The following is a 23,382-nucleotide window of genomic DNA, read 5'->3' as shown; positions in this document are numbered from 1 at the left end:
TTAAGCCCGCGAGAAATACTCGCGGGCTTTTTTCGTTATCCCGATAGCCTCGCAAATCGCCTATTCGATTGCGGGAAATCCATCCCCATCAGAAAAGCTGCCAGTAATCCACAGCCAAGACTATTCAGCAGCAAAAGCCAGTCCAATCGCCAGTGTACTTCAAGTGAACTCGATCCAGGCAAACAGGTGAACACCATCCCTGCAACAATGCTGGCCAGGCTCAGCCACTGGTACAGTTTCAGTTTGCCAAGTACCGGAGTCTGCACTTCGCCTCGGTAGGCTTCCTCCATGAATCGAAAAGCTCCATTCAGGATGCCATACAAACCAGCAAGCATGGCGGGATTGATACCTCCATACCACAATCGCCAGAGCAGCATGCCTGTGAAAATGTTACCAAGAATGGAATAAAGCTGTGTGTTGTGAATCATCACACCCGACAGGTTCGAAATGGAACAGACCCGTGAATGTGGGTTGGTACAAACGATGCCAGGCACACTCCGCGTAGGTTTGCCATGACAGCAGCCCTGCACCAGGCAGCGCAGCCGACCAATGGCCTGTACCCAGGGTGCCGCCAAGGCTGCGATGGCACATAGTGTGACAATCGGGTATTTCCAGATCGCACTGATCAGGCATGCAGCTGCTATTGCGCCAAGAATCGCTCCATAGTATCCGAAGGGGCGTTGCAGTTTTGATGAGCAAGTAACCACTTGTCCCCAGATGCACGCACTCACAAGAATCAACAAGGTGATAATCCAAAGGACACTCAACTCGGAAATGAACTGGCCAACTACCAAGATACCCACAGCACAGGCCAAGCCAGCAAACGGGCTGTGATTGATAATCCGTAGTGATCCATACTGCCAGGCGTGCCACGAGTTTGCCAGCCGTTCGCAGACTTTCTGTAAAAGAGTCCAAAGGCGTTCTCGCTCGTGGATCAGCCCAGATACCGCAACCCCTGCTACCACATCTGCTACGGTATGATTGCCTGTCGTGCTGCAACTGAGCGACATGAGAACTGCGAGCAGCCACCAGCACCATTTCCAGCGCGGGAAGGCCAACGACCAGAATGATGCTGCTACCAGCGCCCACATCACATGAAATGAAGGGAAGGCACACACCGGTCCATCCATGCTCCGTTCCCACAAAAGAAGATTCCCCCAGATGCTCTTGGGTTCAAACGGCCTGGGTGGTGCATGCACAGGTAACGTGTACTGCAGAAAAATGCCAATGCCAATCGCCCACCAGGCTGTGTAAACGAATTGCCTGAGTTGATCTTTACGATTGAGAATCAATGGCACCAGAAGAGCAAACGGGTAAGTGAGAAAATAAAAGAACTCCGTCCACTCCAGTACCGGCCACTGCATCTCGCCAGGCAAAGCCAGAGCAACGAAATGAGGCGAATCACCCAGGAAAATCAACCAGTAGTAAAGGAGCACCCAGGGCACATAGACAATCAGGCATACAGCCAGCCGGGTGCACAGATCAGCAGGTTCAGGCACATCGCGAGGTGGCCCCAGCAGCGGAGCATGCTGGCGAACCGTTTCTCTGCCAAATCGGTTCACCAAGTCGGGATGTTCATATCCCACAACAAGAGCGACAGAGAGTAAGGCCATCACTGGAGTAACAAGGAAAAGTCCAGAGGATGATAAAGACCATAACGACACCCCGGCACAGGCGATGGCAAACCCTACATAAATGGGATGTCGCAGAAAATAATAAATGCCTGTCGTTACATAATTCCTCGGCGGGTAGGCATTCATGGGCAGTCCATGCCCCACTCGCCAAAGCTGCTGTATCGCAAGGCCTTGCAGCAACAGCCCAGCCAAAGCCAGGAATGCACCTGCCATTTGCAGTTCGCTGCCTTGCAAAGTTACCGGAATGGCATCATGCGTCAGCCAGGCCCAGACGATCATCCACGCAGGCAAAATCAGACAGAACAAGCTGCCGTATAACCATTTGCCCACGTTCAGCCAGTGCTCCAGTCTACCGTTTCGTGGATCGCCCAACCTTGCGAAATAAGACTATTCTGTCTGAATAGATTACCCTGCGAACGCCATTTTGTTTCAGACAGAGTCAGCATCGAACGTGGAATCAGTTTTTTCAGCCAGCCTGCATGAGATAGCACTGTGCTTCCGAGCGAACCACTTCGCAGTGTGCAAGAGTCCTGCATCGCCAGTCGGTAATCATTGAATTGCAGCGATTCACTTTCAATAGTCGCCTGCTCATGCCTGTTGCCGTTGTGAAACAACAATACTTTGGGATGCTGTTCGCTTACCCAGCGAATCCAGACGACATGATCCTGCTGACTGAGATAGCGCCCCCAGTAGAGTCTATGGATGGGGAACTTCCAGGGAGGTAGAGACATCTCGATGTGTTCAACATACCCTCTGCCGATAAATGCCTCCTGGCTTTCTATTACCACCTTCGCTTCCGCTGCAGGCATCAGGCAATGCCAGTCGATGCTGCCATGTGCATTTTGCAGTAATGTTTCGCGATAGCTGGAACAGGTTGCGTTCCATTCTCCACGGATGCCCGGTGCCCGCCAGCAGATTTGCCCGGCAGTCTGTTCAGGCGATTTCGCACGACGAAAACGGTTGACATGATGCACCTGCCCTTGTGCATCAAGAAACAGATAACCATGATAATGAATAGAAAGCAGCCACCAGCGTATATGAGCCACGTAGCCGATAAAAACCCGTCCATCTTCCGTGATGAGATCGAGATACCATTTCTTGAGATGGAAGACGTGCGGCATGCCGCGATACTACGTCACCAGAACGCCACCGTCGAGCCAATTCATTCGTCCAACAAAAAAACCTGCAGTTGTTTTCCTGCAGGTTTGGCGATGGCTCAACTTCATCACGGCTTCTTGCTGTCGCTGCGGTTGGCTTCGAGCCGATCAAGTCGTTCGACCAGTTTCTTCGCCTGGGTCAGCGTCTCGCTGGGGCCTTGAATCACCAGGCTGTTGGTGCGTGCATCAGCATTGATCTTGCACCCAGTGAAGATATCTTTCACCAGCAAGGACATCGAATTGACATCGGTGTGTTGCAGCGGAATATTGATAGTGGAAGTCGTCTTACTGGGTACAGTATCTTCATAGGCTACTTTGCCCTGGGAAAAGCGATAGTAGTCAGTAAAAGCATCCTTGTTTGACTTCTCAACCGGTTGGAAGCGGCGTTCTTCTGTCAGATTAGTGGGCTTGCGCAGACGCTTGAACACAAACATCATCTGGTCAGATGGCGTTGAGGAAGCTGTGCACAGTTCCCAGCCGGCACCAGCCAGCGTATTGAGCTTGCTTTCTACCGAAACATTGCCATCACCCATGAGGACCTTGTATTCCCAGGTAGAGAGTGGCAGATTAACAGAATAGTAGCTTTGAGCTGGAGGGTGATATACTGAGGCAGGCGGTTGACCTGCATGTTGCTGGAAAGGATCCTGTGCGTCGGATGAACCCACAAACCAGCGGCCTGTGGTAATCCCCACACCCAGTGTGAAAGTAACCAGTGTTAACAGCAACGCTTTTCGCATCGTAGACTCCACCACCGAAGTGGAAAGAAAAAGTATGGTTTTGGAAAGAGCAGTCGTTGGACAGACCAGACGGCAGGTCTGCAACACCAGCGTTGCAGGAACTGCTGCCGGGCAACTGGCTGCAACAGCCAGAGCGCCCAGCGAGATGGTTCCACTGGACTGCAGTTTGGATCGCAGTCGCTTGGTGGCCCGGGCCAACAGGCCCGACACCGAATTGACCTGCAACCCCAGCCTGCGGGCAACCGCTTTCTGTGGCTGGCCTTCCAGCATGCAGAGCACAAACACTTCATGCTCCCGCCGAGGCAACTGCCGGATTGCATCATGAGCATGAGCCAGCTCATCTGACCAGGTAGATTCTTGCGGTGCCGCAGCTTCACTGCGGGCAACTCGGGTCTCCCGACCAATCCGCCGACTCTGGCTTCGCCGTTGCGTTAGGCAAATACGTACCGCCGTAGTATGCAGCCAGGCGCCTATCGCTGCACTTTGGCGGATACGATGTGCCTGCTTGACCAGAGCCAGGAAAGTTGCCTGGAATGCATCCTCTGCATCAGCTTCCCGATACAGTGCATTCCGGCAAACCGCCCAGACCATGGGAGCATGCCGACGTACCAGCGTGCTGAACGCCGATTCATCCCGGCAGGCAACGAACTGCTCCAGCAGGCGGGCATCCGAACAGGATGCACCCTCGTGCGTGAGCAGACTGGTCTGCTTCATCAGGCTGGCAATCAGGCGTTCACTCATGTCTGAGATATAGTAGCCACCAAAGCACAATTCCTGCGCTGCATGTTCCAAACTTTTTTTCTAATGTCCCCTCTCCCTCCCGGGGAGAGGGTTAGGGTGAGGGGTTATCAATAAGTGGCGCAGCCCTTCATCTAATAATCGCGTAGAACGAAGGGCTTCGCCATGCATGAAACCCCTCACCCCCGGCCCCTCTCCCCAAGGGGGAGAGGGGAGATGTTCAAGCAGATGTTGAACTCAAAATGCCATCCACAATACGCTCCACATGAATCAGCGTCGTATCGAGAAACACTACCCCAGGCACAACAGTATCCCGCAGCAACAAAGGCAACTCGGTGCCGCCTAGTATCAGTCCTTCAATCTGTTCTTCCTGATGCATGCGTTCAATAATCTGTACCATTGTCTGCCGTGATTCATCCTTGAACTGGTTTAACAGCAATTGCTGAAAGTAAATGTGATGGATGTCCGCAATCTCATCGGCATGGGGTATGACCAGTTGCAATCCATAGCGCTGACATGCCTGCGGATAGAACGGCGCTGTCATCGTATACTTTGTGCCGAACAGCCCAAGTTTCCGCAGCTTTAACTCGCAGGCTTTCTGGCAAGCAACCTCTACCACGCTGATCAAAGGCAAAGGCGACTGTTTAGATACCTCATCGAAAACAATATGTGCTGTGTTCGCTGCCAGCACTGCAAAGTCAGCTCCGCCCGCAGACACATGCCACAGGTTCTCCACGAGATAGTCAGTTATGGCAGCAAGGTTATTCTCGGCCAGCCAGTTCTGCATCCGCTTCAGATCAATGCTCTGGATAAGAATGTGAGGCTGATGCTCAGTATGTACCCGCTGCTTGTATTGAGCGATGATCGACCGGTAGTAATCAATCGTCGATTCCGGCCCAATGCCACCAATGATGCCGAGGGTTTTCATGGGGTTATTCTATCTGGTGAAAGCCCCGGAGGGGCGGCCAGATGGTAGCTAGGGGTGACGGAACAGTAAGGATAGGCATCGTCATACACGTTCGTCAGGAGGAAGGTATTTCCCCTGCAATCTTCTTGCTATACGCCACCACCCGGCAGACTTCTCCAAACCCCAAGGCCCGATGGGCAGCGTGGCTGGTTTCATTCCACACTTCAGCATCCGACCCCATCTCGGTGCAGCCCCGCTCACGTGCCCAGTTCTCCGCTGCCTCCACCAAATGTCGGCCCACGCCACTGCGACGATGCTCAGGCTCAACAAACCACGCTTCCAGGTAACCTACCGGCCGTGTCTCGCAACCTTCCGCCCAGTCGCGGAGCGACACTTCCACGAACCCAATCAACGTACCCTGTAACTCTGCCACTAGCACACCATTCCGCTCCGGCTGGGCGATGATCTCCCGCTGTTCTTCTGCCAAGTCCCCTCGCGGCGAATCAGGCCAAAGCCGTTCCCGCATGACGAGCCAGGCTTCCAGTTCATCCGGGTGAAGTGGGCGTATTGGCATGGGGAGGGTCAGTGTTAGTGACGGAAGTGTTCTATCTTGTGCTGTATACCAGAAGGAACGATGGTTTGTCTGCAAATTTTACGGTACAACCACGACATTCCCAAATTGACGGAAATGTTGATCGAAAGCAAAGGCTGTAGTAATCCCCAATCGTTCCATGGCAACTTTGCTGGTGCAATCGGTGAAGCTCCATTCTTTATCAGAATACTTTTGGAAGATATCCCAGGCTGATTCGATGTCTTCGAGGGACACAAGATAGAAGTCAGCAACCTCTAAATCAAGAATGTCATAACCAAACGTAATAGCCTGTTTCTTTTGACCACGTGCTCGCAGCAGTGTCAAAGTTTCGTCAAGAATGTAGTCAGTCAAAACCAGTCGCTCTCTATTTGCGGCAACCCAGGCTCGAGCTTTTTGATGATCAGGATCATCATTAACGAGTAAAGCGTACCATGCGCCCGTGTCAACGAAAATCATGATTGATGAGGATCACCGTAAAGGATTTTATCATGATCCTGTCCGCTAAATGGCTTGCCGCCACCTTCCAACGGCATGTCAGCGATGCGAAGCAAACGTTCAATGACTTCCTCCGGTGTGGGCTGAGGACGAGGAGGCTTCATAACGGTTACTTCTGCTTCCGTTCCTTCCTTGACATCACGAATAGGCTTCAGCGGACGAAACACGCCATTTTCATAGACGACTTTGATGGTCATACCTAACCTCCTTCGCTCTGAAGCTACGCTTTGACGATAACAGATTAAGGGGTAAAAGGCAACTTGAGGTGGGTAAACGTGTTGAACTCGTAGCGCCGTTAGCGAGTACGCAAACGGTGGCACCCGGTGCATTCCGCTCCGGCTGGGCGATGATCTCCCGCTGTTCTTCCGCCAAATCCCCTCGCGGCGAATCAGGCCACAGCCGTTCACGCATGGTGAGCCAGGCTTCCAGTTCATCAGGGTGAAGAGGGCGTATTGGCATGGGGAGGCTGAGCATCGAATTATCGTTTATGATCAAGGAGTTCAACACTTTTAATTACAACGATTGGATGATCACTTGAAACACTATAGGTTAAGACAATCGGAAGAACTGAACCGGTACGGATTTGAAGTCTGAGAATTGGAAGAGAATAAAGTGGTTCGCCGAATTCAAACGCATTGTCATGCAGACGAGAGTATATTTCCTTGAAAGCACTGATAAACAATTCGCCACGATCTTGTTCGTTGGCAATCTGATGCAAGTGCTTGATACGTTTACGCAATTCTGCCGAAGCATCCACATAAAACATGAAGGTGCTCCAAAGCTACGCTGTTTTCCTGCGCCGTTTGCCGGTTCGACTTTTTTTGGCATCGTGCTTGGACTGGATGTCTTCCAACTCCTCAATGATGCTCAGAAGAGGCACTGTCGGTGTGACTTCGGTATATTTCTGCAAATCCGCAGCAGTGAAATTGCGACGCACATCGGCATAGATTTTGGCGAGCCTGGGATCAGTCTTTTTGCTTCTAGCGGCCATAAGTGTTGTCTCTTGATTTCTCAAGTTATCGTACCCTGAAATAAGGAGAGGATCAAGCGGGCATGCCGCATCGTTAGCGAGTACGCAAACGGTGGCACCCAGGGCAAGCATCAGCCCCGAAAGGGGCGACCCGATGTTAGCCAGGGGTGACCGAAGGGAACCCCTGGAAAAGGAACAGAAAAAATCCTCCCGGCACCCTGAAGGGGTGCTGAAACTGAAACTTGTATTATCTGTTTTTATCTTTCGTAGGTTTCCCGAGCACATACCAACGCTCAAGCAGCTTAAAAACATCATCCTGCATTGCACTGTCACCGCTACGACTAGCTGCGAGTTCACTGAGTCGCTTCACTGCTACTAAATGCCTGTCATTCAATCGCTTCAATAGTTTCTGGGCATCTTCATGACGCTTAGGAACAGTTACATCATCACTTACCCCAAGATCAGCCATTCGAGCGACAAGCTCGGCTTCGCCTCGTGATTGACAGACCATGTGCTGCCGTTTTCCCCTGCCGAAATAGACTGTCTCGGCATCGAAAAGTGTATCTTCTGATAAATAGACCGGGCGCTCACTTGGAATATTGATAACTTCCCATTCATCGGCTGCCTGATCGGTAACCCACTCAGTCAATGGAGTCATATCGGAAAGGTCTAATGCATCCCAGACGTCGGCAGCTTGATCGGTGATGCCAAATCTGGTGCTACCGCCTTTACGCCGGTCCTCCATCTTCTGGATTTCAGTGACTCGTACATCGCGGAAATGCAAAGTCGTTTCTTCATACAGGCGATCAACAAGGGCGGATCGTTCTTTTTGGTCAGCTACACCAAGCAGTTCAAAAACAGCATCATCTAGTTCACGACGGTCAGATTGTTTAAGTTCTTCAGGAAGTGTGATCGGTCGTTTGGATAATTCAATTGCGCGTTGATATGTATGGCATTCTTTTAGTTCTTCCTCTACCAAGCCTTCAACGACTCGACTTGATATTGACCTCAGAGCTGCTTTCAGTCTCTCCCCGATACGGTTATCAACGCCGCGCGGATCAGGAACTTCGATCAAATTCACGTCGATTACTTCGGTTTTGAGATTGCCTTCTGTGCCTGCATACCGACCATAGAAAGTTTTGAACAAACCAATCAGCGTGCTATTAATTATGGCCACAAGCACTTGTTGATCTTGCTTGTTCAACTCTCTCGCCCCTAAATCATAAAGATTACAGTTGCACACTAACTCTTTCGGATTTGCAGGAATTATGTGCCGATATTGTTGAGATTTAGGCCAGAATGCAAACCCAGGATTGACAAGTTTGGTTAGGTCGTACCAAGGATCACGAGCAGCACAGGTCGAACGTTCAGGTACAGGCACAGCCTTGCTCTTCGTACTGGCGTAGGTCGCTTGCTCTCCATATTTCACATATCGATAGGCAAACGTGCCTTTGATCGCCGATAAGGGAGATTTGACCAATAGCACAACGCGATCAAGATCGTTCTCTCTAACAACTGGTCTATCTACCTTCATCAAGCTGTGAACTTCAGGCCTAATAAATTGGGGTTCGATTGGATGATAGGTTCCGTCGCCATCTTCAATGATCTTTAATGAGCCATTGGATACTTTCTTTCGAGATATTCCAACAGCATCCAGGAACACGTTCTCTTTGGGGTACTGTTCAAGTAAGTAATCGGTAACATCCTTGGGCATAAAGAACGCGTCGCAGCCGGTCTTCACACCAAATCGAATGTCCACTATTTGTCCCAACGGTACAAGGCGGCCCTTAATTCTCTCCATGATTTCGAAATACAAATCAGGAGCACGCAGGTAACGGCCCCACTTTCCTGCAGCATAATCGCCTTCGGCTGCGATGGCATACTTGGATAAACTCTCGCTGTTCTGTTCTGTATCATCCTCTTCATCTGATTCGTCGACTGGAACATCCTTGAGGATAGCCCCGACTCTAACCCCATCATCCCATAAGTCTCCTTGTCGTTTAACCAGTATTCGCCACCGGTCATCGTGACAATTGCGGGTTGACCGTTCGATAGCATCACGAACTCGATCAACGGCCTGTTGTCGGATTCGCTCCTGGTCTTCCGCTTCTTCACCAACACCACCCGTTGCAGGTTTGCCAATGATATCGGCCAGGGGTTTCTCGAAACGGACGAAGCGTACAGTGTTCTTCCGACGATCTGCCTCATCACTACATCGTTCAAGAATCGTAATACAAGTCTTCACCCGTGCATCGGGAAACCATCGTTCGGTGGAACTCTCCATAATGGCAATAATCTTGAAATGCTTGAGAATCCATCGTTGTAAATCAAATCCATAATCAACATCCAGCCATTGCCCGCTGGTCAGGAATCCGAATGCTGCCCCTTCTTTCAAAAACCTGGCTGCATGGGGCCAGAAATAACAATGTAAGTCAGCCCGCCCGGATAGTTCAGTGCCCTTGAATGCGTCATCAACAACCTTGGCATACTTTGGCTTATCTTTCTTGGCAATCTTCTCTTGTCGAACATAAGGGGGATTGCCGACGACAGCATCGAGTTCAGGCAGTTTAATAGCAACCTGTTCACCACTTGGTTGTTCAGGGATGTGACAGAAAGGCTTCCCTGCCTTGATGTCGAAAAAGTCACGCCGTTCAATCCTCGGATAATTCGCTTCGTCGTTGATTTCACGGGCTGCCAGATTGAGCGTTGCCAGATGAGCCGGATACAAAGAAACGTCACATCCGAAGAGATCACCCAGCATGTCCACGTGAGAGCGTCTGGAGTTCATAGCACGCTTACGGTAATAAGCGCGCACGAGGAATGAACCAGAACCACAGGCGGGATCAAGAACTTTTGCATCGGCTTTACGGATGCAAAACGAGTTGATCAAATCGACTGGATCAGGACCGGTAAAATGCTGTCCATAGCGATGACGGGTTTCAGGGCTGACCAGCTTTTGAAAGATGAGCCCGATAACATCTGATGAGACTTCATGGAAGTCGACACTCTCAATACCTCGAAGAAAACCACGCCAGGCATCAACTGAACCCTCGGGCACAAAAACCAATTCATTGGCCCAGTCATGTGTTTCGGGAAACAGCAACGATTCATAATCGCCACTGCGTTTTGCAGCTTTCGTAAACAGATCATCAAGTCTTCTCAATGCTTGCTGCTTGTTCTTGATGTTGGACCCAAGTTCGAGTTTGGGCAATTCCGGAAAACGTGCGCGCAGCGCTTTGTAGAAAATAAGTCGATTCGTCCAGATATAGGCTAGCGATCGCGCAGCAGTATCGAGCGCTTTTCTCCATTCATCCGGCTGGGTTCGTCTTACCTGAAGATCGTTGGTAACCATCCACTCTTGGAGTCGTAAATCGAATCCTTTATCAGTCTCTGTTTTCTGGTGAAGGTGTAATCGCAGAAGTGCCACTGGCCATTCAAGATGACTTTCCAATGAACGCAGGAAGACTTCGTCCTGAGGCAAGGCCCAGTCACGCTTGAGGCCAGATACTATGTCGGATAGATCAAGTAGAAGATCCGGAAGAAATCGTTTTTCAATGTGGTCAAGTGATTCGGTTCGGGCGACTTCTTGCGGGCTTGCTAGGTTAAGCCGTAATTGCCAGACCTTCATTCGTCGTTCCAGAAGCGGCTTTTTCCATTGGGAACGATCCCATAGCACAAAGGTGTTAACATCCCAAGTAAAGAAATACTGGACTATCGCCTCTTCTGCTTTGTCGTGAGCATCCTTTACCACCTTTGAATCGAACGCGCTGGTGTTACCTGGTAACTTTACTTCACCAGTGAGTAGGATTTTTTGATTTGGGCCATAGAAACGCAGATCTTTTCGTGCGTTTTTGCTTCTACTGCTGCCTAAACCTTCAATCCGAGCTTCTATAAATGGGCATCGACCTGGGTTGTTAGCAAAGAATGTAGTCGCTGCAGTCGCCATCTTTCCGCAGAAGTCGACTTCGTTGATTGTTGGAACAGTAGATTGTTTCATAGGCGGCGAATTGTAACTGAAACAGGAGTGCAAAGCTATATGGAGCAGACTAGAGTCCGGAGATGCACACCCCTTCAGGGTGCCTGGAGAATTCTTTTTGGAACTCTTACCAGGGGTTCCCTTCGGTCACCCCTGGCTACTGGCTGGTCGCCCCTTTCGGGGCTGCAATGCAGGCGTAGGTTCTCATCGGGTTTAATACGAAAAAGGATACCCCTCACCCCCGGCCCCTCTCCCCGGGAGGGAGAGGGGAGTAAGAGTGTTACAACTTAATCACCACCGTCTTCGTCTCGGTATACGCATCCAGGCCCTTGGCGCCCAGCTCGCGGCCTTGGCCGCTTTGTTTGAAACCACCGAATGGGGCGGCGGCGTCGAAGGCGTCGTAACAGTTGATCCAGACAGTGCCCGCTCGCACTGCATCAGCAATGCGGTGAGCCTTGTTGATGTCCTTCGTCCACACTGCTGCGGCTAAACCGTAGTTGGTGGCGTTGGCACGCTTGATCACTTCGCTCACATCCTTGAACCGTGTGATGCTCAGCACCGGGCCGAAGATTTCTTCCTTCATGATGTCCATATCATCCTTCGCATCAGCAAAGATGGTCGGCTTGATGAAGAAGCCTTTGTCCCCTTGCCGTTCGCCGCCCGCCAGGCACTTGGCGCCCTGCTTCCTGCCAGCGTCGATGTAGTGCATGATCTTGTCGAACTGATCCTTATCAATCTGCGGGCCTTGCTCGGTGGCGATATCGAACGGATCGCCCACGCGATGAGCTTTGGCCTTCTTCTGCAGAATATCCACCACCTGATCGTGAGCCTTCTCTTCCACGAACAGGCGAGAGCCTGCACAGCAGCACTGCCCCTGGTTGAGGTAGATGCCCAGGAACGCGCCCGCTGCTGCTTCGTTCAGGTCAGCATCAGCAAAGACAATGTTCGGGCTCTTGCCGCCCAGTTCGAAAGTCAGCCGCTTGAGCGTGGCAGCTGATTCCTTCATGATGATCTTGGCGGTATCGGTGTGGCCGGTGAAGGCGATCTTGTCGACGCCTGGGTGTTGCACCAGGGCCGAGCCAGTGTCGCCAAAGCCAGTCAGGATGTTGATGACACCAGGTGGAAAGCCTGCTTCCATGGCCAGTTCGCCCATGCGCAGACAACTCAGTGGAGTCTGTTCAGCCGGCTTCATGACGATGGTGCAACCAGCAGCCAGGGCAGGACCCCATTTCCAGGCAGTCATCAGCATGGGGAAGTTCCATGGGATGATCTGCCCGACAACGCCCACCGGCTCGCGCTTGGTGTAACAGAAGTTGCCTCCACGGACAGGCACCACTTCGCCCTGAATCTTGTCAGCCCAGCCAGCGTAATAGCGCAGACAGTCGATGACCAGAGGCAAGTCGCCATGCCGCGATTCACGAATGGGCTTGCCATTGTCGAGCGATTCGAGAGCAGCCAGGTCGTCGATGTTCTTTTCAATAAGGTCAGCGAGCTTGTAAAGCAGCCGACCCCGGTCGCGGGCATCCATCTTGGGCCAGGCACCTTCGTTGAAAGCGTGCGTTGCAGCTTTCACAGCCAGATCGACATCTTCCTTGCCAGCATAGGGCACATCGGCAATCTTTTCTTCGGTAGCCGGGTTCACGGTGGGAAAAGTCTTCCCCGACATGGCATCGTGGTGTTTGCCATCGATCAGCAACTTGCGCTGGGGCAGGTGAACAGTGGGCCGTTTGGTTTTGGGAGCATCAGCAACAGCAGACATGGAGAGTCTCCTTCTTCAGTAAGTTGAGAGATGGGAGCATGATAGCATGAGGCAGGGGAGAATGCTAATGTTTGCTTGTCCAAACTCATTGCATCAAGGTAAGTTGAAAGTCAATCGCATCAGCTCCGCTGCAATTCATGGATAATCGAGGCAGCGAATCACCGCGCTGCTTGGCTTGTCTTGCAAATATGGGTATGATTAAGGTTGATGTTGGAGTTAACCGATGAATGAACCCATTTCATTAGAATCGCTTGCCCATCGCGTTGCAGCATTGGAAGCAGCTATCTTCAGTAAACAAGAGCGGAAGAAGGACTGGCGTCGATCGCTCGGTATTGCTGGCGACAGTGAGTTGATGAAACAGATTGACGAAGAAGGCCGCAAGATTCGTGAAGCCGACAGGGAAGCTGCACACCGTGGGGAACAGGATGCATGATTCTGCTTGATACCGATCACGCATCGATTTTGAAATTTACTGATAACGAGCGTGCTCGATTCTTGAAGACGAAGCTTTTGGCGTTGCCTTCGGATACCGAATTGGGCGTCACCATTATCACTATCGAAGAGCAACTCCGTGGCTGGCTGGCTTCCATCGCAAGGGAACGGCATGTCCGTCGCCACATTGCTCCGTACCGTGAATTAGCCACGCTGTTTGAGTTTTACTCGGATTACCATATTGCCTTGTTTGATGACGCAGCAGTTGAGGCTTTCGAACAACTCAAAGCAAATAAGCTTCGCATCGGCACGATGGACTTGAAGATCGCTTCCATTGCCCTGACTCAGAACGCACTATTGCTTTCGGCCAACTTGCGGGACTTTGCCCAAGTACAAGGACTTCGAGTAGAAAACTGGTTGTCTTAAGGTTACGATGGAGCCTCATATCTCACTGTCTGGGCAGTTGCAATGCCATGAGCCTGGAATTGCTTTTAGTCAAAAGTAACTAACTGTGATCAAAATGGTCAATCCTGAGAAGCAAAAATCCTGCCTCCATCGGCAGGATTCAAGAGTCAATTGCACAGTAATCATCTACACCGGCAGCGGATGCATCTCCTTGCGGCCATCGACAAATTCAGTCAGCACGGCTGAATCGTCATCGGAAATTTCCACAGACTTGACGCCGGTATACACCAGGCCGCAGGTGGTGCGAATTTCTTCACGATGGAACACAGCGACCGTTTGGCCGGTCTGCTTATCCATCACGCGAAATTGATACTGGTGATCCCGTTCCTGAAATGGTGTGCCATGTTCCATCAACTTTGGTTCCACATTCCACCGCTGCCCGCTCTTGAACTTCGTACCGGCAATTTTGGGTGTAGTCGACACTGGCTCGCCTCCCTGAACACAAGTTGTCTGCCGACACTATAGACAAATCGCCCAAGCCGATGCAAGCAAAATGTGATGGAATGATGAAGCAGTTCTGAAGATTAACTTGACAAACATTCCAGCAGTTGCCGGGTGCCTCGAAATCGCCCGGCATAGCGCTCCGTATGTTCTTTCTGCAAGGCAGGTGCATGTTGCTCGCGATAGCGCTGATAATCTTCCAGCGAGCGGCACTGGTACTCCATCACAAACGTTGGTTCACTGGCTTCCAGTTCACGGAACATTCGACACTGTTCAAAATAGCCTGTCTTGAGTACATCCGGGATGTGCACTTGCTGCATCCAGTTTACCCATTCGCTTTCTATGCCAGGCTGCAGAATGATGGTGACGCGGTAGAAGATCATGGTATAGCTCCGAAAGCAATCTGCCTGCCATCACCCTATCCGCAGAGATACCGGCAGTTCAACTGTATAATGATAAAATGGCTAACCCATTTTCCCTCCATCACCACGCCACGCAACGAAGCTGGAAGCCGGACGATCCGCTGGCGCTGGAGATTATTTCAAAACTGATTGAACGTGAGCAGACCGTTACCATCGTGCAGCAGGCCGGGCAAAAACTGATGGAGTTGCCTCCTTTCATCAGCATGACAGATGAAGTGCCTCGTGAGCCCGATCCTGCCACGCCACTGGTCATCATCAGTGATCAACTGATCGGACCTCGGCCTGAGGTGGATCGGCTGGTCATCCTCCGGCCTCCCACTTTAACCTTGGGAATAGCCAGTCGGCGTGAACTGTTGCTGGAAGATTTGCAGGAAGCAGCACGGCTGTTTTGCCGACGTGCAGGATATAGCCTGCAGAGTATCATGGCTCTGGCCGCCTCCGCCCGACGCAAGCAACAGTCAGCGCTGGATGAGTTTGCTGATCAGCATCAACTCCTGTTATTACATTACGATGATACCGTGCTGAAGAAATCGCCTTTGCCTGCGCCAGGCAAGATGGCAGGTACCTGTGCGGTGGCAGCCACCCTGGCGGCAGGCGTTCGCGCACCGGAAGTGAATAGCACTCCCTTCTTCGGCAAGTTGAGTCTGGCACTGGGACGGCGCAGACAGTAGGTTCTCACGAAACCTGCCCATATAACAGCACAACCCGTTTACACCGGAAAGTGCATGGCATCACGCATTACGTCGCTAACACAATTGCCAGCGCTGCTCAGGGAACACCCTGGCTTCGCTGATGTGTTGGCTGCGCTCAGAAAAAACCGGGCAGGCACCATCGATGGCGCCTGGGGTTCTTCCGCTGCTCTGTCTGCTGCTTCCCTGGCGGAAATGAATGCGGGTCCCACGCTCATCGTCCTGGCACATGCCACCGATATTGATGTCTGGAGCGACGATCTGGAAACCTTTCTGGGCTGTCGCCCTGTCGAAGTGCCTGATCGCGATGAACCTGGAGGCAGGCTCAAGGTCTTGAAGTCGCTCCTGGGGCTTCAAACATCCGCTCAGATAGAATCCCCTCACCCCCAACCCCTCTCCCCAGAGGGGAGAGGGGAGAATACTGCCTCCTCACCCCTGACTTCTGTCCCCTCACCCCTCTTCCTGACATCCATCACATCGATGATGCAGCCGGTGCCAAGCCCTGCTGCACTCGCTGCCCAATCGCGAGAACTGGTCAAGGATGATGAAGTCCGCCTGGAATCTCTGATCACCTGGCTCGTCGAAGGGGGATATACGCGTACTGAAGTCGTGGAATTGCCGGGCGAGTTCAGCAAACGGGGTGGCATTCTTGACATTTACCCTGCAGATGCAGATCGGCCTGTGCGCCTGGAATTCTTTGGCGACATCATCGACAGCATCCGCCGTTTTGCTCCGGAAACGCAACGTTCGCAGGAAGCAATAGATCATGTCAACGTCACGGTATTCACCCAACAGGGTTTAAGCGACACGGTCCCTTTTACCAGGTATCTGCCTGCCGGTGCGATTGTTATTCTGGTGGAGCCTGCTGACCTGCGGGAACAAGCCAAAGTCTTTCTCGAACGGGTAGATGACATCAAAGGCCTGTTCAGCATTGATGCAACATTCAAGCATCTGATTGCGCATCCGAGTGTTCACATAACCGCGTTGCCCACGATTTCAGCTGAAGCAACGTGCCACCTGCAGATTGAATCGGTCGAACGTTTCAGTGGCGATGCAGCGAAGGTTAAGGAAGAACTGGCCACGCTGAGTGGTGAAATAGTCATTGCCTGCCCCAGCAAGGGAGAACAACAGCGGCTCAGCGAACTTTTGAATGCTGCTTCCACTGCCCCCACCAAGGAGGAGAGTTCGAAGAGTAAAAAAAAGAACGCCCCATCAACTTCACTCAGCACGCAGGACTCAGCACTCAGGACTGATTCTTCAGGACTCAGCACTTTATTGCTCCCCGGCCACATCCGTTCCGGCTTTCGACTGGTGAACAGCCAATTGACCGTGCTCGGCGCACAGGAACTCTTTCGTCGGGATGCAGCTGCCACCTCGCATCGGATTTCAGTCCGTAAATATGAAACGCGGGCTATCGAAAGTTTTCTCGATCTCGCAGAAGATGATCTGGTGGTGCATGTCAATCATGGCATTGCCCGCTACAAGGGCTTGCAGGTTCTCGATACCAAAGGTCAGCTCAGCGAGCATATGCTGCTGGAGTTTGCCGCCGGCACGAAGATGTATGTGCCTACCGACAAGATCGACCTCGTGCAGAAGTATGTAGGTGGAGGCAACACCGCACCGGAACTTTCAAAGCTGGGCGGTACCACCTGGGCCAAGCGTAAAGAGAAAGTCCGCGAAGCGGTTCTCGATCTTGCAGCGGAAATGGTTGACCTGCAGGCACAGCGGTCTACGTTGCCAGGTTTTTCTTACCCGGCTGACAGTGTCTGGATGAATGAGTTTGAATCGGCATTTCCTTACGAAGAAACGCCCGATCAGCATACTGCCATCGGTGATGTCAAAAAAGATCTGGAGCATCCCCACCCGATGGATCGCCTGCTCTGTGGCGATGTCGGATATGGTAAAACCGAAGTCGCTCTGCGTGCCGCCTTCAAGGCTGTGGACGCAGGCAAGCAGGTGGCTGTGCTGGTCCCCACCACCGTGCTCGCCGAGCAGCATTACCGTACTTTCTCCACCAGACTGGCTGCGTTTCCTTTTAAGGTTGCTTGCTTGTCGCGGTTCAGGCGGCCTGGCGAACAGAAGGAAATGGTCAAGCAACTCAACGCTGGCCAACTCGATATCGCCGTCGGCACCCATCGCCTGCTCAGTAAGGATGTCACCTTCAAAGACCTGGGCCTGGTGATCATTGATGAGGAACAGCGATTTGGCGTGGAACACAAGGAGAAGTTGAAGAAACTGCGTTCGCAAGTGCATGTGCTCACCATGACCGCGACGCCGATCCCGCGAACACTGCACATGTCGCTGCTGGGCATTCGCGATATTTCCAATCTGGAGACGCCGCCTCAGGGTCGTATGCCCATTGAAACGCGCATCTGTCGATTCGATCCCGAATTGGTGCGGCATGCCATTCGCCGGGAACTGGCACGCGAAGGACAGATTTACTTTGTCCATAACCGCGTATTCGACATCGAAGCTGTGGCCCATCGCCTGCAGCAGATTGTTCCCGAAGCCCGCATCCTCATAGGCCATGGCCAGATGAACGAACGCGAACTGGAACAGGTCATGATCCAGTTTGTCAAACACCAGGCTGATATCCTGCTGGCTACCACCATCATCGAAAGCGGTTTGGATATCCCCAACACCAATACCATCTTCATTGATGATGCTGATAGATATGGCCTGGCGGATCTGCATCAGTTGCGAGGCAGAGTAGGGCGGTACAAGCACCGTGCTTACTGTTACCTGCTTCTTGATCCAAACAGGAAATTGACCGACATTGCCGCCAAGCGATTAAAGGCCATTGAGGAATTCCGGGAACTGGGTGCGGGGTTCAAGATCGCTCTGCGCGATCTGGAAATACGCGGAGCTGGTAACATTCTAGGTGCTGAGCAAAGCGGACACATTGCCTCGGTCGGCTACGAACTCTATTGCCAGTTACTGGAAGAAGCAGTGCGACGGGCGAAAAAGCAACCAGTCAGGCAGATGATCGAAGTGACGGTGGAACTGCCCTGGCCTGCGTTTCTACCTGCCAGTTATGTGGAAGGCCAAAAAGCCAAGATCGAAGTCTATCGCCGTCTGGGGCGAGTCAAATCACTGGATCGGCTGGCTGACTTTCAGGACGAACTGGCAGACCGTTACGGCCCGTTGCCTGAACCCGTTACCAATCTTATCAAGATGCATGAACTGCGAATCCTGGCAGCGAAATGGAGCGTTGCCCACATCCGCCTGGAAGGCAAAGACCTGGTGCTGGAATATCGTCAACGCAACAGGATCGACAAGCTGGCTGCTCTCAGCGGCCCGGTACCGGAGTTGCCCAATCAAAGTCGAATTCCAGGTAATCGGCTGCGGGTAGTGGATGACGAAACGGCCTACTATCGACTCTACCTGGATGAAGAGAAAACCCCGGAAGGGATGTACGGATGTTTGAAAGGGCTGTTTAGTTGATTTTACAGTACCATGAAAATCCACCATTGACTGGTGGAATTTCATGGTATATCATTTGTCATGATTAATCGTCCCACAGATATGGCACTGCTCAAAGCTGCCCTGCGTCGCAGCCGGGTGGTGGCCATTCTCGGCCCGCGCCAGTGTGGCAAGACTACCCTCGCAAGGCAACTGGTTTCCCCCCGTTCCGCCAATTATTTTGACCTGGAAGACCCTGTCAGCCTGGCTCGTCTTTCCGAACCCGATACGGCACTGCGTCCACTGAAGGGCCTGGTGGTGCTGGATGAAATCCAGCATCGCCCGGAGCTGTTTCGCCTGTTGCGAGTGCTGGCTGACCGCAAGCCCCTGCCGGCCCGGTTCCTGATTCTGGGGTCCGCATCACCTGAATTGCTGAAGCAATCGTCTGAATCGCTAGCCGGTCGTCTGGAAACGGTCTACCTCGAAGGACTACGTCTTGCTGATCTGGGATCATCCGCTATGGATCGCCTTTGGCTGCGTGGCGGTTTTCCTCTTTCTTACGCTGCCCGTAGAGAAACCGATTCCGTGATTTGGCGCAAACAGTTTCTTCAGACTTTTCTCGAACGCGATCTGCCCCAGTTGGGCATTACGATTCCTGCAATCACCCTGCATCGCTTCTGGAACATGATTGCTCATTACCATGCCCAGATCTGGAACGGAGCAGAACTGGCTCGTGCCCTGGCCGTTGGGGAATCCACCGTACGCCGTTACCTCGATCTGCTCTCTGGCGTATTCATGATCAGGCAACTGCCAGCCTGGTATGAAAACCTCAGCAAGCGACAGGTGAAAGCCCCGAAAGTCTACATTCGCGACAGCGGTCTGCTGCATGCGCTGCTGGGCATAGAAAGCCGGAATCAACTGGAACTGCATCCCAAGATCGGCGCATCGTGGGAAGGCTTTGCGGTGGAAGAGATCATCAAGGCGGTGCAGCCCGAACAAGCCTATTACTGGGCCACGCACCAGGGCGCCGAACTCGATCTGCTCCTGTTCAAGAAAGGCAAACGCATCGGCGTGGAATGCAAACGGCGTGATGCACCAACCCTGACTTCTTCCATGCACATCGCCCTGGAAGATCTGAAACTGGACAAGCTGCTGATCGTCTATCCGGGAGACAAACGCTATTCCCTCGGCTCGCAGGTGGAAGCGGTGCCCCTGGCGGAACTCGCTAAACCCGGTGCTGCACCGCATTGGCTGCGGAATACGCCATAAATACTTACCATGAAAATCCACCAGTCACTGGTGGATTTTCATGGTGCCTGTTACAGCTTCAAATCACCCATTCCCCAACTCAGCAGGTTCCAGTGATACAGGAACCACACAAAACCCGCGCCGGCCAGGGCTACTAATGTATAATGCAGTCGCCCCAGGAAACGCCAGTATCGCATGCCCCAGGCAATAAGCGCTCCCAGTAGTGTGATGCCTGCCAGCGCCGCAATCACCTGCGGTACCAGCATCAGCCATTTCACCGTGGGAGTTAGTCCAAACACAATGCCATCGGGATCAGCCAGGCTCATTCCCAGCGCACCGGCAAACACCAGGATCAGTAGTGACATAATCCAGCCCATCCAGCTCAGAAAAGCTGAGAAGCCTGACCGCAACACTGGGGCTGTATTAACATGTCGCAGGTTCCATCCTACCGCTGGCCAGACCAGGATCGCCGTCAGAAACAGTGCTGCACAGACTCCCAGTGCTCCACCCTGCACCAGGCTCTCCTCATACCACTTCCGCTTGATGGCGGATGAAAAAGGACCGTTACCCGTAAACAGATGAACAACGTTGCCCTGACTGTCCGTCTGAAAGACCACTTCACGAGAACCATCGAGTTCTCTGAAGTGATAAGGCTCCACTTCTACATAACGCCGGGCACTGTCGCCGCCACCAATGGTAATCGTCTCATCGCTATTCACCGAGACGTTGGTTCCGATCATCAGAGCTGCAATCTTGGTAATGGTCGTATGCGAATGGCGAGTGTTGCCATACTCTCCCGCGATTTGCCGGGCACGCTCAGCAAACCCGGCAACACTCTTGCTTCGTGCAGGCAACGCCACAGGAAAATAGCGATCCATAAACGCTGCGATCACCGCTTCCCGTTCACCCGCACTGGTGGTGGTGTTGTAAGAAAGAAAAACACCCACTCCCTTTTCAGGAATCATCTGCAGCGATGAATGGAAATAAATCGTATCGCCCCCATGCCCTACCAGCGTCAGGCCGTTGTGCTTCTCTTCAATGAACCCATACCCCATCGGACTGACTTTCTCCACATGGCGAAACAAAGGCTCCCGCATCTGCTTGGCGGTTTCCGGCTTGAGTATCGATGCTTCTCCCAGCTTACCATTGTTCAGATGAGCCAGCATGAACTTTGACATATCAGCTGCACAGGCACTGATGCACCCGGCTGGTCCGGCAGGCACATACTCAAAACCCTTCTCTACGTATTGTCCACCTTTCCACTCATACCCCTTGGAAAGATCAGCAGGCAACTGCTCCTTGACAGGCTGACGGATCAGCGTGTGCGTCATCCCCAGCGGCTTGACAATCTTCTGCTCGATGTACTCTTCCCAAGGCTGGCCGGAAACACATTCCACGACATAACCAGCCAGAGCCGTGCCGTGATTCGAATACGATGCCAGCGTGCCCGGCGGCCTGACGCGCGCCGGTATCTGCGTTTTCAGAATCTCTCCCAATGGCCGCTTGTCCGGCTCCTTGGCAAACAGGCCAATGACATAATCTTCAAAACCAGGGGTATGCGTCAGCAGGTTCTTCAATGTAATCGGCTGATCAAACGTCGCTGGGATCGTGACTTCTTTCAGATAACGATTGATATCCGTATTCAGATCGAGTTTCCCCGCTTCCACCTGTTGCATCACCGCAGTCCAGGTGAAGAGCTTCGAGATGGAAGCAATACGGAACATCGTCTTCTCCGGATCAACTGGCTTACGTGCCGCGATGTCGGCATAGCCATACCCCTTGGTGAAGACCACCTTGTTATCAGCCACTACCGCGACCACCGCCCCGGCAATATGTTTCTTTTCCATCTGCACCCGGATTGCACCATCGAAGAAGGCTTCCAGATCAGCCGGGTCTTTCACGTTACCTGCCTTAGGCACAACAGGTGCAGCATCCTGCCCGATGGCCAGCAGCGTGCAGGTTAGAAACAGCGCAACAGGAATCATGAACTTGGACATGGTTCATCCAGTCGGAAGGAATGTCAGTGCTAAGCTATTCATTTGTTCGCTGATTGGGCAGGAAGATTGAATTATGGCTGTTGTTTTTGTTGGATGAAATGAAGAATGCTCACCTATCTCTCTACTTCCTCCTGCCAGTTTCTTGAACCATGAATCACACGTAACACTTCAATTCCTTTTGGGATTTCACGATACATGATCATGTATCGCTTAAACCCCTTAATGGTCATGGTGCGGATACCAGTTTAACAGTGGAGATTCAAAATGAGAACCCATGCCGGGCATCGTAGCGAGTTTCGTGAATGTCTGTTCTGCTGATTCAAGAAATCGCTCAGCGGTTCTCAGGCTGGCATGTAACAGGAGATAAATTGATATGTCTTCCAAGTCGATAAAAGCCTGCGGCGACTTCTTGATGTATCGATAGGCCATGACAGATCAACCGATTACTATTTCCTTTTTTGCTGCTTTGCTTTGGATTTCAGCCGCTCTCGCAGTTTATTCCAGTTAGCTTTGGTCATTTCGGTGGCCGGCCCGCTTTGAATTCCTTCCAGCAGCATAGCCTCTAACTCTGCATGGGCACGCTGTTTCTGCTCAGTGCGGATCAGTTCACGCACATATTCACTGGTGTTGCCGTAGCCCCCATGCCTGACTCTTTGTTGGACGTACCGCTTCAACACTTTGGGCAAGGAAATATTCAGAGTATCCATGAGATAGCCTCCAGACGCAATATCGTGTATTGAGTACCGACATATCAATAGATAACATCTATTGTTATTGTCATTTGCTGCTAAAAAAACAACCCGCCAGATCAACTGGCGGGTCTTGGAATGAAAATAAAACTTACTGGCTCCCTGCCGCATTCACTCCCCAATACGAAGTCTGGAACCGCACCATCACGCGCGATTGGGCTGTCGGATTACGCCGAACGCAGCGGGCGCAGGCATGCCCTGCCGTGCTGGTCTTCTTCATCTGGTTAGGCACCAGCGCGTTGCCGCTGGCTTTGATCAGTGTCAGCATATCGCCCACTTCGTGCGTCTCAGCATCGCAGTCCATTTCATAAACCGACATCGGCGAAATATCGACCGGGAAATCGAGCACAGCTCCGCTATTGGCGGCATGATCCGCCTGGGCAATACCCAGAAAGCGGTTATTGAAATTGGACAATGTTGTACCCAGATCGGTATTCCAGGTTTCACTGCTGGCAGGTTTGGCATCATCGGTATCCAGAATCAGCAGATCGCCCATGCTGATCGCGGTTGCAGAATCAACCGCCACGCGGACAATCATCTGCTGGCCATAACGGTGTCGCATACTCATGAAA

23 protein-coding genes are annotated in these 23,382 nt (G+C 52.2%); 6 read left to right on the top strand and 17 right to left on the bottom strand.

Translation table 11 applies throughout. The features are described from left to right. Nucleotides 1-35: 35 nt before the first annotated feature. From JNJ77_19015 to JNJ77_18985, 7 genes are all read right to left on the bottom strand, one after another. Nucleotides 36-1,964 (bottom strand): prolipoprotein diacylglyceryl transferase, encoded by a 1,929-nt coding sequence (locus JNJ77_19015; protein MBL8824685.1) that lies wholly within the window; start codon nt 1,962-1,964, stop codon nt 36-38. Nucleotides 1,965-1,966: 2 nt separating this feature from the next. Further along, nucleotides 1,967-2,755, bottom strand: a complete 789-nt coding sequence (locus JNJ77_19010; GenBank protein MBL8824684.1) for a hypothetical protein — start codon at nt 2,753-2,755, stop codon at nt 1,967-1,969. A 104-nt stretch (nt 2,756-2,859) separates the two neighbouring features. After that, nucleotides 2,860-4,320 carry a sigma-70 family RNA polymerase sigma factor gene (locus JNJ77_19005; GenBank protein MBL8824683.1) on the bottom strand — a complete coding sequence of 487 codons (1,461 nt, stop codon included), beginning with the start codon at nt 4,318-4,320 and terminating at the stop codon, nt 2,860-2,862. Nucleotides 4,321-4,486: 166 nt separating this feature from the next. Continuing rightward, complete coding sequence (locus tag JNJ77_19000) at nt 4,487-5,194, bottom strand: amino acid racemase (protein ID MBL8824682.1); 708 nt, start codon at nt 5,192-5,194, stop codon at nt 4,487-4,489. A 94-nt stretch (nt 5,195-5,288) separates the two neighbouring features. Beyond that, nucleotides 5,289-5,747 (bottom strand): GNAT family N-acetyltransferase, encoded by a 459-nt coding sequence (locus tag JNJ77_18995; protein MBL8824681.1) that lies wholly within the window; start codon nt 5,745-5,747, stop codon nt 5,289-5,291. A gap of 78 nt (nt 5,748-5,825) precedes the next feature. Next, a complete protein-coding gene (locus JNJ77_18990; protein MBL8824680.1) occupies nt 5,826-6,221 on the bottom strand; it encodes a PIN domain-containing protein in 396 nt (131 codons plus the stop codon). Continuing rightward, nucleotides 6,218-6,457, bottom strand: coding sequence for an antitoxin family protein (locus tag JNJ77_18985; GenBank protein ID MBL8824679.1), 240 nt, complete (start codon nt 6,455-6,457; stop codon nt 6,218-6,220). Before JNJ77_18985 ends, JNJ77_18990 begins: the two co-directional genes overlap by 4 nt. Before the next feature lie 68 nt (nt 6,458-6,525). Here JNJ77_18985 and JNJ77_18980 point away from each other — a divergent pair, with 68 nt between their 5' ends. Continuing rightward, nucleotides 6,526-6,702, top strand: a complete 177-nt coding sequence (locus JNJ77_18980) for a hypothetical protein (protein MBL8824678.1) — start codon at nt 6,526-6,528, stop codon at nt 6,700-6,702. A gap of 36 nt (nt 6,703-6,738) precedes the next feature. Here JNJ77_18980 and JNJ77_18975 read toward each other — a convergent pair whose 3' ends face one another. From JNJ77_18975 to JNJ77_18960, 4 genes are all read right to left on the bottom strand, one after another. Then, complete coding sequence (locus JNJ77_18975) at nt 6,739-7,026, bottom strand: hypothetical protein (protein ID MBL8824677.1); 288 nt, start codon at nt 7,024-7,026, stop codon at nt 6,739-6,741. 15 nt (nt 7,027-7,041) lie between these two features. After that, nucleotides 7,042-7,251: a hypothetical protein gene (locus JNJ77_18970; protein ID MBL8824676.1), complete on the bottom strand. Its 210-nt coding sequence runs from the start codon at nt 7,249-7,251 to the stop codon at nt 7,042-7,044. A gap of 226 nt (nt 7,252-7,477) precedes the next feature. After that, a complete protein-coding gene (locus JNJ77_18965; GenBank protein ID MBL8824675.1) occupies nt 7,478-11,227 on the bottom strand; it encodes an SAM-dependent DNA methyltransferase in 3,750 nt (1,249 codons plus the stop codon). 259 nt (nt 11,228-11,486) lie between these two features. Further along, complete coding sequence (locus JNJ77_18960) at nt 11,487-12,965, bottom strand: aldehyde dehydrogenase family protein (protein ID MBL8824674.1); 1,479 nt, start codon at nt 12,963-12,965, stop codon at nt 11,487-11,489. Between the two features lie 223 nt (nt 12,966-13,188). On the opposite strand from JNJ77_18960, the gene JNJ77_18955 reads away from it, so the two are divergent. Both JNJ77_18955 and JNJ77_18950 read left to right on the top strand, forming a co-directional pair. Continuing rightward, nucleotides 13,189-13,398, top strand: a complete 210-nt coding sequence (locus tag JNJ77_18955) for a hypothetical protein (GenBank protein ID MBL8824673.1) — start codon at nt 13,189-13,191, stop codon at nt 13,396-13,398. Further along, nucleotides 13,395-13,823, top strand: coding sequence for a type II toxin-antitoxin system VapC family toxin (locus JNJ77_18950; protein ID MBL8824672.1), 429 nt, complete (start codon nt 13,395-13,397; stop codon nt 13,821-13,823). The genes JNJ77_18955 and JNJ77_18950 overlap by 4 nt, the downstream gene beginning before the upstream one ends. A gap of 165 nt (nt 13,824-13,988) precedes the next feature. Here the strand turns inward: JNJ77_18950 and JNJ77_18945 are convergent, their stop codons facing one another. Together JNJ77_18945 and JNJ77_18940 are read right to left on the bottom strand one after the other, a co-directional pair. Beyond that, nucleotides 13,989-14,285, bottom strand: a complete 297-nt coding sequence (locus JNJ77_18945; protein ID MBL8824671.1) for a hypothetical protein — start codon at nt 14,283-14,285, stop codon at nt 13,989-13,991. 101 nt (nt 14,286-14,386) lie between these two features. Continuing rightward, complete coding sequence (locus JNJ77_18940; GenBank protein MBL8824670.1) at nt 14,387-14,686, bottom strand: DUF4286 family protein; 300 nt, start codon at nt 14,684-14,686, stop codon at nt 14,387-14,389. Between the two features lie 77 nt (nt 14,687-14,763). Here JNJ77_18940 and JNJ77_18935 point away from each other — a divergent pair, with 77 nt between their 5' ends. The 3 genes from JNJ77_18935 to JNJ77_18925 are packed head-to-tail and all read left to right on the top strand — an operon-like array spanning nt 14,764 to nt 20,085. Beyond that, complete coding sequence (locus JNJ77_18935; GenBank protein ID MBL8824669.1) at nt 14,764-15,396, top strand: cobalamin biosynthesis protein; 633 nt, start codon at nt 14,764-14,766, stop codon at nt 15,394-15,396. Between the two features lie 54 nt (nt 15,397-15,450). Continuing rightward, complete coding sequence (gene mfd, locus JNJ77_18930) at nt 15,451-18,858, top strand: transcription-repair coupling factor (GenBank protein MBL8824668.1); 3,408 nt, start codon at nt 15,451-15,453, stop codon at nt 18,856-18,858. A 60-nt stretch (nt 18,859-18,918) separates the two neighbouring features. Beyond that, nucleotides 18,919-20,085: an ATP-binding protein gene (locus JNJ77_18925; GenBank protein MBL8824667.1), complete on the top strand. Its 1,167-nt coding sequence runs from the start codon at nt 18,919-18,921 to the stop codon at nt 20,083-20,085. A gap of 50 nt (nt 20,086-20,135) precedes the next feature. Here the strand turns inward: JNJ77_18925 and JNJ77_18920 are convergent, their stop codons facing one another. The 4 genes from JNJ77_18920 to JNJ77_18905 all read right to left on the bottom strand — a co-directional run bounded on the left by JNJ77_18920 (nt 20,136) and on the right by JNJ77_18905 (nt 23,378). Next, nucleotides 20,136-22,061 (bottom strand): beta-lactamase family protein, encoded by a 1,926-nt coding sequence (locus tag JNJ77_18920; protein MBL8824666.1) that lies wholly within the window; start codon nt 22,059-22,061, stop codon nt 20,136-20,138. A gap of 219 nt (nt 22,062-22,280) precedes the next feature. Next, nucleotides 22,281-22,490, bottom strand: coding sequence for a type II toxin-antitoxin system RelE/ParE family toxin (locus JNJ77_18915; protein MBL8824665.1), 210 nt, complete (start codon nt 22,488-22,490; stop codon nt 22,281-22,283). Between the two features lie 17 nt (nt 22,491-22,507). Continuing rightward, a complete protein-coding gene (locus JNJ77_18910) occupies nt 22,508-22,768 on the bottom strand; it encodes a type II toxin-antitoxin system ParD family antitoxin (GenBank protein ID MBL8824664.1) in 261 nt (86 codons plus the stop codon). Between the two features lie 133 nt (nt 22,769-22,901). After that, on the bottom strand, nt 22,902-23,378 hold the full coding sequence (locus JNJ77_18905; GenBank protein MBL8824663.1) for a hypothetical protein: 477 nt from the start codon (nt 23,376-23,378) through the stop codon (nt 22,902-22,904). Between the last annotated feature and the right edge of the window lie 4 nt (nt 23,379-23,382).

Source organism: Planctomycetia bacterium, assembly GCA_016795155.1.
In the GTDB taxonomy this organism is placed as follows: Bacteria; Planctomycetota; Planctomycetia; order Gemmatales; family HRBIN36; genus JAEUIE01.
Note: the sequence above shows the minus strand (reverse complement) of the source record. Positions and strands in the feature narration are given on the sequence as shown.